At 36.6% G+C, this 12,712-nt stretch carries 12 protein-coding genes; 6 read left to right on the forward strand and 6 right to left on the reverse strand.

Annotated features, from left to right (window positions below; genetic code table 11):
• Nucleotide 1: 1 nt before the first annotated feature.
• The 3 genes from brxL to IE155_RS01385 are packed head-to-tail and all read left to right on the forward strand — an operon-like array spanning nucleotide 2 to nucleotide 6,963.
• Nucleotides 2-2,086 (forward strand): protease Lon-related BREX system protein BrxL, encoded by a 2,085-nt coding sequence (gene brxL / locus IE155_RS01375; protein ID WP_189376291.1) that lies wholly within the window; start codon nucleotides 2-4, stop codon nucleotides 2,084-2,086.
• Between the two features lie 39 nt (nucleotides 2,087-2,125).
• The gene (locus tag IE155_RS01380) at nucleotides 2,126-4,342 is read left to right on the forward strand and encodes an McrB family protein (protein ID WP_189376292.1); all 2,217 of its coding nucleotides are present in this window, start codon (nucleotides 2,126-2,128) and stop codon (nucleotides 4,340-4,342) included.
• Nucleotides 4,343-4,344: 2 nt separating this feature from the next.
• Entirely contained in the window at nucleotides 4,345-6,963 is a 2,619-nt protein-coding gene (locus IE155_RS01385; protein WP_229816939.1) for a hypothetical protein, read from the forward strand.
• Nucleotides 6,964-6,972: 9 nt separating this feature from the next.
• Here the strand turns inward: IE155_RS01385 and IE155_RS01390 are convergent, their stop codons facing one another.
• Complete coding sequence (locus IE155_RS01390) at nucleotides 6,973-7,134, reverse strand: 3'-5' exonuclease family protein (RefSeq protein ID WP_189376293.1); 162 nt, start codon at nucleotides 7,132-7,134, stop codon at nucleotides 6,973-6,975.
• 56 nt (nucleotides 7,135-7,190) lie between these two features.
• Between IE155_RS01390 and IE155_RS01395 the strand changes: the two genes are divergently transcribed.
• Nucleotides 7,191-7,346: a hypothetical protein gene (locus IE155_RS01395; protein WP_189376460.1), complete on the forward strand. Its 156-nt coding sequence runs from the start codon at nucleotides 7,191-7,193 to the stop codon at nucleotides 7,344-7,346.
• Here IE155_RS01395 and IE155_RS18115 read toward each other — a convergent pair.
• Nucleotides 7,270-7,428, reverse strand: a complete 159-nt coding sequence (locus tag IE155_RS18115) for an exonuclease domain-containing protein (protein ID WP_083238693.1) — start codon at nucleotides 7,426-7,428, stop codon at nucleotides 7,270-7,272. The two genes, IE155_RS01395 and IE155_RS18115, sit on opposite strands and share 77 nt — an antisense overlap.
• Before the next feature lie 15 nt (nucleotides 7,429-7,443).
• Entirely contained in the window at nucleotides 7,444-8,349 is a 906-nt protein-coding gene (locus IE155_RS01405; protein WP_189376294.1) for a LysR substrate-binding domain-containing protein, read from the reverse strand.
• A 145-nt stretch (nucleotides 8,350-8,494) separates the two neighbouring features.
• Between IE155_RS01405 and IE155_RS01410 the strand changes: the two genes are divergently transcribed.
• Nucleotides 8,495-9,349 (forward strand): DMT family transporter, encoded by an 855-nt coding sequence (locus IE155_RS01410; protein ID WP_189376295.1) that lies wholly within the window; start codon nucleotides 8,495-8,497, stop codon nucleotides 9,347-9,349.
• Between the two features lie 281 nt (nucleotides 9,350-9,630).
• A complete protein-coding gene (locus tag IE155_RS17920; protein ID WP_229816941.1) occupies nucleotides 9,631-9,906 on the forward strand; it encodes a GNAT family N-acetyltransferase in 276 nt (91 codons plus the stop codon).
• A 269-nt stretch (nucleotides 9,907-10,175) separates the two neighbouring features.
• Here the strand turns inward: IE155_RS17920 and IE155_RS01420 are convergent, their stop codons facing one another.
• From IE155_RS01420 to IE155_RS01430, 3 genes are all read right to left on the reverse strand, one after another.
• Entirely contained in the window at nucleotides 10,176-10,766 is a 591-nt protein-coding gene (locus IE155_RS01420) for a 3'-5' exonuclease (protein ID WP_229816943.1), read from the reverse strand.
• Between the two features lie 82 nt (nucleotides 10,767-10,848).
• A complete protein-coding gene (locus IE155_RS01425; RefSeq protein ID WP_189376297.1) occupies nucleotides 10,849-12,117 on the reverse strand; it encodes a relaxase/mobilization nuclease domain-containing protein in 1,269 nt (422 codons plus the stop codon).
• Between the two features lies 1 nt (nucleotide 12,118).
• On the reverse strand, nucleotides 12,119-12,589 hold the full coding sequence (locus tag IE155_RS01430; protein WP_189376298.1) for a hypothetical protein: 471 nt from the start codon (nucleotides 12,587-12,589) through the stop codon (nucleotides 12,119-12,121).
• Nucleotides 12,590-12,712 lie beyond the last annotated feature (123 nt).

The raw sequence follows: 12,712 nt of genomic DNA on the forward strand, positions 1-12,712 counted from the left end.
AATGGAAAATGAACAATTAGATAATAGTAACATCACAAGTAATGAATCCTCTCAAATTCGAAGCGCTGATCTCGACGATTTAATGACGACTGAATTTAAAGGTCGTGTTGTTCGTAAAGATTTAACAAAGCAGTTAAAAGAAGGAGCGAACGTTCCGGTTTATGTACTTGAGTATTTATTGGGTATGTACTGCTCTTCAGCAGAAGATGAATTGATTGAAGAAGGGTTGAAGAACGTTAAGAAGATCTTGACGGAAAACTATGTGCGTCCAGATGAAGCTGAAAAAGCCAAGTCGTTGATCCGTGAAAAGGGCACTCATAAAGTCATTGATAAGGTAACGGTAAAACTCAATCAGAAAAAAGATATCTATGAAGCGAGTTTATCAAATATTGGAATTAAAGATGCCGTTGTTCCTAACAAAATTGTTAAAGAAAACGAAAAGTTATTAACCGGTGGTATCTGGTGCATTATTACGGTGAGTTACTTCTATGAAGAAGGTCAGAAAACATCGCCGTTCTCTGTATTTAGTTTAAAACCAATCCAAATGCCTTCAATGAATATGGATGAGGTGTATCAAGCTCGTCGTAAGTTCTCAGTTGATCAATGGATAGATTTGTTACTTCGTTCAATAGGGATGGAGCCAGCTAACCTTGAACATAGATGCAAGTGGCACTTAATAGCTCGCATGATCCCATTTGTTGAGAATAACTATAACGTATGTGAACTCGGTCCTCGTGGAACGGGTAAGTCTCATGTTTATAAAGAATGTTCTCCGAATTCATTGTTAGTTTCAGGCGGTCAAACTACGGTAGCTAACCTGTTTTATAACATGTCTTCACGCCAAATTGGTTTAGTTGGTATGTGGGATGTTGTTGCCTTTGATGAAGTCGCAGGTATTCGTTTTAAAGATAAAGACGGCATTCAGATCATGAAAGATTACATGGCGTCTGGTTCTTTTTCTCGTGGCCGTGATTCTATTGAAGCAAAAGCCTCTATGGTGTTTGTTGGGAATATCGATCACAGCGTTGAGACATTGGTAAAAACTAGTCACTTATTAGCGCCATTTCCAGATGAAATGATCGACTCAGCTTATTTTGATCGCTTCCATGCTTATATTCCGGGCTGGGAAATTCCTAAAATGCGCCCAGAGTTCTTTACAGACCGATTTGGACTGATAACAGACTACTTAGCAGAATATATGCGTGAAATGCGTAAAACCACGTTTTCAGATGCAATCGATAAGTTCTTTAAGTTAGGTAACAACCTTAATCAACGTGACGTTATTGGTGTAAGAAGAACAACATCAGGTTTGCTTAAGCTTCTATATCCAAATGGTGAATATACAAAAGAAGATGTACGCACATGTTTAACTTATGCTCTTGAAGTGCGTCGTCGGGTAAAAGAGCAACTTAAGAAAATTGGCGGTATGGAATTCTTTGACGTTAATTTTAGTTATATCGATAACGAAACGCTTGAAGAGTTTTTTGTCAATGTGCCAGAGCAAGGTGGCTCAAATCTAATCCCAGCAGGGGTCACAAAGCCCGGAGTAGTGCACTTTGTTGATCATGGCGCTTCTGGAAAATTAGGTGTTTATCGTATTGAAACACAAATGACACCGGGCACAGGTAAACATTCAACATCGGGATTTGGTTCAGATACGAGTGCTAAAGAACAAGTACGCGTTGGATTTGAATACTTTAAAGGTAACTTAAACAGAATAGCCGCTAATTCTCGTTTCTCTGAGCATGAATTTCACATACATTTTGTAGATTTACAAACATCAGGAAATAGTCACCAAGCGAGTTTAGGTGCATTAGTAGCATGCTGTTCAGTATTACTTAATAAGCCTGTTCAAGAGCAAATGGTTGTATTAGGAAGTATCACACTTGGTGGCGTAGTAAACCCAGTTCAAGATTTAGCGTCAAGTATGCAGATAGCGCTGGAGGCCGGTGCAACTAAAGTGCTACTGCCTATGGCATCAGCTAGCGATATACCGTCTGTACCTGCTGAAACATTCACCAAATTCCAAGTAAGTTTTTACAGTGATCCAGTGGATGCTGTTTATAAGGCTCTTGGGGTTCAGTAATAATAAAAAGACTAAGCTAGATACAAGGATTAGTGCTCTATGAATGAAGTAATATATTCCAAGGAAGAGCTAGATGACCGTTCTGAAGCCGAGTTGTTGGATATTTTAAAGCAGTCTTGGGGTGTGAATGACAACAAAATTGAAGTTTGGGGAGAGTTACCAGCTCTTGGAGACACTACTTTTGGTTTCCTAAGAAATCCTCATTTAGTTTCAACGGGAGATAGGTTGTATTACCCAGTACAAGGTCTAGAAATAGAGCCTTGTAGTTTTTTTATAGCCCCCCAAGATGCGCAAAAATGTGGTTCAAAAGAGCATAATAGTTTTGTCCGCTGCGAATTAGAATTATCTCCTGAATCAGAGCGTAGTAAACATAATAACCCATTAAGTTTATGCGTAAAAAGAGGTACTGGAGAAAGTCTTCGTTCTTTGCCTAAAGAAATACCGTTAGAAATTTTAACAAATCCGAATTCAGATGAAGATTCTTCACAGTTTATCTCAAAATCTATATATGACTTTTATCATGAAAAAGCGATGGGAGATTTAGATAAGCTTGTAAAGAAAAAGCAAAGTGAATTTGAGTTAAAAATGGCTCAAAGAGAAATAGACGCTATTCAATCCCTTGAAATTATCCAAGATAAAATACAAGAAAATGAAGAAAAGCGTGATGTTGCTATAAAGCTAGTTGAAAAATTAAATAACAAACAAATTGAGCTTGATAAAATAGTTAGTAAGCTAACTCAAGATAAAGTAACTAAACAAACTGAAATTCAAACACTGGTCGCCAGCTATACAAGGATAGAAGCAGAAATGAATAATAAAATAAAGCGATTAAAAGAGTATGTAGCTGATAAAGCATTATTTTTAAAAACGTTTGAATTTATCGATGAAGAAGTGTTGGAGCTTTTTATACAGGAAAGCCAACCTTCAAGTGATCAAGTCGAAGGGATTTCGTTTAATGATATTTTAAATGGCGACTACCAACAAGCTGTATCATATATCCAATCATATTTAGTCAGTCAAGATATTCTATATCCACGTCATATAATTGAAAATTATATAACTTTGTTAAGAACTAAAGATCTTGTCATCCTTGCGGGAGATTCCGGCTCTGGAAAAACTAACTTAGTTAAATCTTTTGCTAAGGCTGTTGGTGGAAAATCAATTATTGTTCCTGTAAAGCCTAATTGGACAAGCTCTGAAGACTTATTAGGTTATTACAATCCACTTGAAAAAAAATATTTAGCCACACCATTTTTAGAGGCAATGATTGAAGCAGAGCAAAATCCAACAATACCTTATTTTATATGCTTAGATGAAATGAATCTTGCGAGAGTAGAGTATTATTTTGCTGACTTTTTGTCGCTCCTTGAGACAAGAGATGAGTCTCCTAAAATTACACTTTATTCTGAAGACGAATCCTCACATGTTCTTTCTGAGCTAAAAGCCGTTGTGGATATTATTCAGTCTACAAAGGAGAAATATAGCAAAGAAGGTGTAATTAGCTTTATTGAATTACTCAAAGATGAAACATTAAATAATCAGCTTAGATTAGCGTTTGGCTTTAGTGATAAGGATTCGCTTATTAAATATCATAGTGAGATAAGACGCATGCTTTCGGGAGTTATGAGTATGCCTTCCTGTATTAAAATGCCTGCCAATCTGCATATCATAGGGGCTATTAATATAGATGAAACGACACATTATTTATCACCTAAAATTTTAGACCGTGCGCATATAATGCGGTTTGAATCTCCACTTCTATCAAATTGGGATGAAATATTAACTCAAGTCGAATCATACGAATTCGAGGATATCTCAAAGCCATTGCTTTTTAATATAGACCAGCTTGGTTATCGAAATAATTATCCTAGGTTTGATAGAGATAACGCGTTTTGTAAACTCTTTGTAGAGTTAAATAAAGATTACTTCCACAAGCTTGGTGTCGAATTTGGTATGAGGACCATTCGCCAAGGCTTAAATTATTTGGAGCTTTTCCAAGAAGTAAACGACGACTCAAGTATGGCGATCAATAACTTTATGCTTCATAAAGTGTTGCCAAAATTTACGTTTGATGGAAACAAGCATGTTGGAGAGCAAACCAAATTAGAATTAGTTGATAGAGTGTTTGTTGAAAGGGTTAAATCGTTATTACCTAATTTTGAAGAGTATAGTGAAGTATTTTCAGCAGTTCACGCCATTGAAACCGTTGTAAAGAATGCCAAGGCAAATGATGGCGTTGTTAATTTCTGGTCTTGAACGTGAAGCCTCAATTTGAAATAAAATACATAGAGCTTAAGTGGTATGACAAAAATACTTTAGTTAAAGTAACTGAGTCTTTAAATGCCCTTAGTATGGAGTATGATTCGGTGAATCAATGCTTCACGACAGAAACCACAATCTATCCAAAACTTGATGAAATCAAGCGAGGCCAACTCGCTGTTCGTGTTTTAAATGTCGAAGCTGGACAACCATATATTTATTTGCCAAACAATGATAAGAAGCTTTTAACCCAGATTAAAGATCCAGACACTGGCATTTATTGGTGGATACTTAAAGAAAAGTGGGTAAGCGAGCAAAAACAATGGTTTGGAATTGCGCCGAATATTGTTGGAACTTTAAAGTTTTATATAACTAGCCAACGTTGTGAGGTCGAAATCAATGGCTCTGATTTTAGTGTTGAACAATTAGAACAATATCTAAGGGTTTTCAAAAATGATTTATGGGAACTTATTCTTGATGACAGTAGTGCCGTACAGGCAAATGCAAAGCAAACAAATGGTATAGGTGTTAGTGAAGAAGTAATTGAGTGTATCAATAAAATAGTTAATGCAGCTCAAAAAATATTGGAAACACCAAAAGTTGAGCTTCGAGAAATTCAGGCCATAAAGCCAAGAAAATTAGTGAAACCAGTTAATCGTACTTTTATGGAGATGGTTTCGAAATCTAATCAACGTTTTCTAACCAGTAGAGCGACCCAACCCTCATATAATGTGCCAGAAAATAGGTATATTCTTTTCGCTTTGGAACGATGCGGCCGCGTTCTTAAACAAATTGTTATTCTTGCCCAGAATAAATCACAACGATTCTTGGATACAGCTAATAAACTAAAAGGGCAACTTGATTCTTTTGACACTAGCGTGAAAGTCAATCGCGATTTAGTGGTAAAAGATTTAGAAAGGGTTAGGGAAAGAGCAAAGCTAGAATACTGGCAAAAGAAGTTAAATCTCAAGATACAAGACAATGACATTCAGCTAACGACAACAAGGTGTTCACTCGATTTATATTTGCATTTAGAGAATAAAACACAACAAAAGGATGGTTTTTTTGTTCTGATATGGAATGGTGAGAGCTGGGTAAAGCCAGATAATAAAAGTGGTATTTTAAGTTTAAGGTATCGTTATCAGGTACTATTAGAAGTATTAGAACCGGGAGATACTCTGAAATTTAATTGTGATTACAATTATCGCACTAGTGAACGTGCCGTTTTATTTAATTTGGATAACGTTCACTCGATTGAATTGATAGACTGTCAATCGATTCAAAAAGCAAAAGAAGCTTTTGAAAAAGAGAAGCTTATAGGTAAAAGTTTGGCGAAAAATGGCTGGGTAAAACCCTTATCTCATCAAGAAATTGAGGAGCAAAATAGGGAAAAAGCCTCATTACTCAATCGAATCAACTACTACTCACAAAATCAAGAAATATCAGAATATATTTACAAACGAATAGAACCAAAATATCGAGAACTAAGAAAATTAATTCAACATATGAAAGGGCATGGAATTATGCCTTCGTCCCATTTCCCGAATTCAATGACATTCGTCCAAAATATTAATTATCAAGCTGTACATAATGGCTATAAGGTATTGAGAGATATCACTAAACTTACAGATGATGAGCTTTTATTAAACCTTGAACAAATAGATGATATGGGGCTGGTAAATATGCCTCTTTTATATGAACGTTGGACTTTAATACAACTCATTCTTGTTCTAAAAGGTTCGTTTAGGTTTGTTCCACAGAAGGATTGGAAATATAAACTTATTGAAGCAGTAAAGTCTAACAAAACAGATATTAACATAAATTTAATTAATGATGAGGCAAAAAGGTACATTTCGCTTTGGTATGAAAAATCTTTATCAAATAATAAGCGACCTGATTTTATTCTGGATCTGACGTGGTTTTCCCATAATATCGACGGTTCTAACGAGCGCCATTTTAAACGCTTTGTATTAGACGCGAAATTTTACGATAAACTAACATTTGATAGAGCGGGAGGAATGCTTTCAAAAATTAATGAGTTATTCGACGGTAAAAATTATAGTGAAAATAATTCAAATCCTGTATTTCTTATTCACCCCTGTAATAACCTAATTGAACATCCCATTACTGCACAATCATGGGGGAAACACAGTTTCCTTGGAGAGCTAAACATTAACGACGATGTTAATCTTTTTTCTCATGATCGGGGTGCTGTTTTTTTAAATCCTATAGAGCGCTCGCTTTACTCAGACGAATTACAACGCTTATTGGGTATGTTTCTTCAGTATAAGTTAGAGGATGCTAAAACTAGCGATTTGGATAATGACAGCAGTCAAGCAGTCCCTATTTGCATCAGGTGTGGCTCTAGTGACATCAAAAACTTAAAAAAGACTACTCGCTATCGAAATAGGCATGGTGATTGGGTTGAGCGTACACCTAAGTCGGTATGGATGCAGTGTTGTGAATGTGAACAACTTCAAATATATAATCACTGCGCTAGCGATAAAAGCAGTACTCGTTTGATAAAGAATGGCCTTTATTGGAGCTATCATTCAGCAAGAGCGCTCGAGCCATTTAATATGAAGTGTCCTAGCTGTGGTGAATGGGGCGCATGGTAATATTACTTTCTATTTTGAGAATTTCTTTTGACTATCAATAAATACTCTTCCCATCACATACGGTATTAACTTGATCATATTATTCGCATCATCAATTCCACGGTGATGCGAGCCGGTGTGAGGGATTTTCGCAAGCTTTAACGCTCCAGCCATTCCTTGTCTTTTACGCACTTTCTGAGCTTTTGAAAATTGCTTTTTAATGTTTAAATGAAGAGCTGGAATAGGGTATGGCACATTATGAAAAGCGCAGTCTTGTTCAAATTGGTGTTTATCATACTCTCCCCAGCTACAAAACAGGTAGTTATCCTAATTGCCTAGCCACTTTTGGAAAGCGCCAATTGCTTCAGGGTAATAAGGTGCATGATCAACATCGTGTTGAGTGATACTTGTTAAGTTCGTACATAAGTCGGTTAGTTTAGGGTGTCGTTGCGGTTGAATAAACGTGTTGAACTCATCTAGCTTCAACTCTGATTTAAATAGCTAAGCTGATTCCAGTTCATAACACTGCTGTTTAAGCCAACGACCTAATTTCATAATATCAGGTTGCCTAGCTCGTGTTTCCTTATAGACAAAATAGAATTTATCTCCGGTAATAAGCTCGTGCATAGGTATGCGCACAAGACTTTGCTGGCGATCCTGATCATCCATCATGTAATTACTAATGAGGGTAATTCCCAAATTATATCGAGCCGCTTCAGCGGCAAGTAAGACATGACTAAATTGATTAATTTTGACGTCTTTAGGTAATTCAAATTTACCACTCATACACCAACGTAACCAGTCGTCACCAAGACTTTCATTTGTATCTGAGTATTGTACTGATAATAACGGGTGTTGCCATAATGAATCAGGTAGAGGCTTATTTCTTAACTGCTGCCAAAGCTTTTTTCCACACACTGGATAAAGTTTTTCAGTAAACATGAATTGATTGACAAAGTTACGTTTCGGTGGATTCATTGTAATAAAACAATCCGTAAATTGGTCATTATAATCAGGTTGATCCCCGACCATATTTAAAGTTATTTCTATTTCTGGGTGCTGATTTCTAAAATCTTCTAACTTCGGTATCAACCAGTTCACCGCCACAGAGCTATATAAAGCCAAACGAAGATTGCCTGATTCCCCGTGACGTATCATTTGACTGGCATTTGATAGATTTCCTAATGAGTTAGTCACTTCTTCAAAGTAACGTTCCCCGACCTTAGTCAAGGAAAAAGAACGCCCCTGTCGGTTAAACAGAGTTTCACCCAAATAGTCTTCGAGTAATCGAACTTGGTGACTAACCGCACTTTGAGTCACATTGAGGTGCTCAGCAGCTTTGGAAAAGCTATTAAGTCGCGCAACAGCTTCAAAGCATTGCAGGGCACGTAAAGGTGGCAACTTCATTATAAATTTAGCTCATACTAAAAAAATTTTAAACATTATACATCATATAAGGTATGGAATACGCTAATCATATAACCGTTTTACAAACGTAACTCTATTAATTCAGTTCCATTGACATTTTCTAGAATGTAGCAGGAGTAATGAAATGCCCAAAATAACTGTCGGACTCGCGATGACATTACTTATCATCGGAAATATGATTGGTGTTTTTTCTGATGCTTTGATAAAAACTCTGCCAGCAGATACTGCCATATACCAATTTGTATTATTTCGTCAATTGACCGCAGTGCTGATTTTACTTCCATTTTGTCTATTCAGTAATAAACAAAGCCTTTTCGCTGGCCTCAAATGGCACTTTATACGTGGCCACATTTGGTTATTAGGGGCAATATTTATGATATTCGCGCCGTTAGCTACCGTAAATGCTATTTTCTATACAGCGCCTTTGCTTATGCTGCCGTTAGCCATGATATTGTTTCAGGAAAAGCTGACTAGCCACTCAATTGCTGCTGCTGTTTTGGGCTTTATCGGCGTACTTATCGTGGTTAAACCAACACAAATTAATTGGGCAGCGATTGCCGCCCTTGTCGTCGCATTGACTATGGCTGTAAATAATTTATTGGTTCGTAAATTACCTCAGCATCATAATGTGTTCCAAACTTTAATGCTCACCAACCTAGTAGGTATCCCAGCCGCACTTGGGTTGGCGTTATGGGAAGGCAAACCTTGGGACTGGACTCCAATGTTAACGGCAACAGGCTCAAACACTTTTATCCTAATTTATGCTGGTATATGTGTAATGGTATATAGAGCAATCGAAGCCAGTAAAATTTCCAGTGCCGAATACACTGGCTTATTAGGTGCTGTAGTTGTAGGGGTGCTGTGGTTCGATGAAATACCGGACCTGAGCTTGGCTATAGGATCTTCTTTAATTATTATTCCGCTGATTTGGTTAGCCAAGGTAGAAGCAAAGATAAAGCAAACAAGTAAAATAATATAAATGATAAAGTTAATCTAACTTTCCAACGTGACCGCGTTTGGGAACGAGCGTTTAACAGCACTCCCAAGTGGGATAAATAATAACTAGTTAATTTTTGGAATATTATGACTGAAAATAATTTGATATTTTGTAACTATAGTAACCCTTATTTAGAAGACTGTCTTAAGCTGTTCGATCAAAACTGTCCGAAATACTTCGCTACAAACGAACGTCAGGATTATATTGCGTTTTTGCAAAAACAGCCCAAACAATACAAAATTGGACTTATTCACGGATAGGCCGTGGCTGTCTTTGGGCTGGATATCGATCCTAAAATAAACCGTGCTAGTATCACTTGGATTATGACTTCTCCACGGGTGCAGGCTAATGGCATCGGAACGGCAATGATGTCTTACGCTAATAAAATGGCAAAGGACAGTAACATGAAAGTTATAGATATCGCCGCCAGTCATCTTTCAGCTCCTTTCTTCGAAAAATTTGGGGCAAAGACAATTAAAGAAATCACTGATGGTTGGGGCCTAGACATGCACAGGGTTGATATGGAATTACTACTATAACAATTCAATGACCGCTATTGGCCGATTAACTGACCTAGGTGTGGTGTGAGTTGGCTGTCCGTAGATCGCTCATAGCTGCCTGTCAGATTAAGTCCCAACCTATTCATAAAAACTGTAAGATCAGATATGAGCTACTACAAAGAATGTTGTACAAAGAATGTACTACAAAGAATGGCCTTTATTGGAGCTATCATTCAGCAAGAGCGCTCGAGCCATTTAATATGAAGTGTCCTAGCTGTGGTGAATGGGGCGCATGGTAATATTACTTTCTATTTTGAGAATTTCTTTTGACTATCAATAAATACTCTTCCCATCACATACGGCATTAACTTGATCATATTATTCGCATCATCAATTCCACGGTGATGTGAGCCAGAGAACGGAATTTTCGCAAGTTTTAACGCTCCGGCCATTCCTTGTCTTTTACGCACTTTCTGAGCTTTTGAAAATTGCTTTTTAATATTCAGGTGTGGCGCTGTAATAGGGTATGGTAGACTATGAAAAGCACAGTCTTGTTCAAATTGCTGTTTGTCATACTCTCCCCAGCTGCAAAACAGGTAGTTATCGTAATTGCCTAGCCACTTTTGGAAAGTGTTAATTGCTTCTGGGTAATATGGTGCATGATCAACATCGTGTTGAGTGATGGTTGTTAAGTTCGTACAAAAGTCGGTTAGTTTTGGGTGTCGTTGGGGTTGAATAAACGTGCTGAACTCATCTAGCTTGGTAAGTGAGTCGGCACAAATTAAAACAGCACCAATTTCGATCATTTCCATTTCGTTTACTGGAAAAGAGTTATCTTTACAACAAGTTGCTTCAACATCAATAATTAAAAAGTATTTAAATTTAGCTAAATCCATCATTTCCCTTAACTTTGTGTGGCGCAATTATAGCGTTTAACAAAAATTATATAAATACGGATTGAGTTAAAGGCTTAAATGATTACTAAAACGAAAATGTATTTTCAAAGTCACCGTCTGTTGGTTCTTTTATTCTCCTAAGGTACGGCTTTATCAACTCATAAGCAAACTGTTGTTCTGCGTCTTTTTTCTTTAACCACTTGAAATAAAGCCAAAGTAATCTACGTAACATTCGCAAGAATGAGATTTGCTGTTCAATTTGTTGTTTGTTCATGCCTTTGAAAGACATTGGTGGTCTTATCCATAAACCCCAAGAATAACCAGTTTTGTATGTAGATTTTTGTTTATGAGCTTTAAATTTGAGATTTACCTTTTTTACTAGTAAATATTTGCTGTTGTAAGTAGGTTGCTCTGGTAACGAATAAGCTTCAATAGTTCTAGTTACCTTTTGTTCTAAACTGTTAGAGTTTTCTATGCTAATAGCGTGTTTAGAATGATCGTAGTAAACGCCACGTTCTTGCAATGAATTCCAACTATAACCAATACCTAATTTCGAGCCTGTGATTTTATATTTTCCTAAACTAAATGAAACACCTCTTATGCTATCTCGTCGTGTTTGAGCGAAACAGCCGACACCAAGATTGTTTAGGCGTTCGATGAGAACGGGTAGGGGAATATTGTCGCCATATTGTTCTATTACATTATCAATACAAGAGCGAATAGCCTGCACTTTAGTTTTGTATTTCGAATCACTAACTCTTTTCCCATGACCATCTGTATATGGATTGTTATCGTGTTCTAAGCCAAACTTTTTCTCTAACAGGTTTCGAATGATTGCTGTTTTCTTAAAGCTATTACCTAGAACTAGTCGGCGATGAGGTGGGGTATTAGAAATTGTTGAAGCTGCTATATGGCAGTGATTATTTGATGTATTGCCATGCCAAAGCGCAACCCAATGGTGGTCATCGAAACCTAATTTTACTAAAAGATCATCGACTAGCTCACGCCACTGGAACATATTAAGATATTCGCCTTCTTGTAAAGAAACAATTATATGTTCAAACGGATGCATAACACGAGCATTTAATGACTCTACTTTCAAAAAAGTATTGATTAACGGTGTTAAGCTGGCTTCTTTACCACTTAATTTTGTCATTACTCCGTTATCGAAAGATAGTAAAGGATTTGTCATTGGCAAAGAGTTACTACTTCCAATAAACTTAATTGTTTCATGTGTAAGCTCACGACCATTAGCATCATGAGTGTGTTTCGTTTTTCCAAAGATATATTTAATAAGCTTTCTAATTCTACCTTGATTATCCTTTTTCTTGGATTTTACAAATTTAATAATCATACTAATTACCCTCATCCAATATACAGCTTTTTTGAGAGGCTAAGTCATTAAGTTCATCAGCTGATAAGTTTGATAGCGCAATTTGTTTAATTGATTCATCAAAATTTTTCTTAAGAAAATGAGACCAAACTTGAAGAGCATTGCCAGTTAAATAAGCCATTTGTATAGCATTAATTAGGTATTGCTCTTTATCTTGATGAGAATCAAATAGGGATTTATCAGACAATGCCAAATTCAGATGTTCAATTAATTGATTTAGTAGACGAACATTATTGGCCATTTCTTCAGCAGTTTGAGTTGGGACTGTAATGCCGTGAAGAGAATCTTCTTCTGTTAAGCTACAGATTAAAGTGTCACGAATGAAAGAGCCGATGGTATTATAATTAGCGGTTTTGCAGGCATCAGAAATAATCTGATGCTCGTCAACGTTAACTCTTGTAACTAGTGATATTTTACGTTTTTTATATGTCATAACTTTACCTTTATTAGTTATGACGAAATCAATCCTCGTTTAAATTAAACTTAATGTATCTCCATAAGACTTCGTCTTTACTTTAGGTTGCATGAGCAACCGGTTGTTAATTGTCGCGTGAGC

It is taken from the genome of Thalassotalea profundi (assembly GCF_014653195.1).
Taxonomy (GTDB): Bacteria; Pseudomonadota; Gammaproteobacteria; order Enterobacterales; family Alteromonadaceae; genus Thalassotalea_B; species Thalassotalea_B profundi.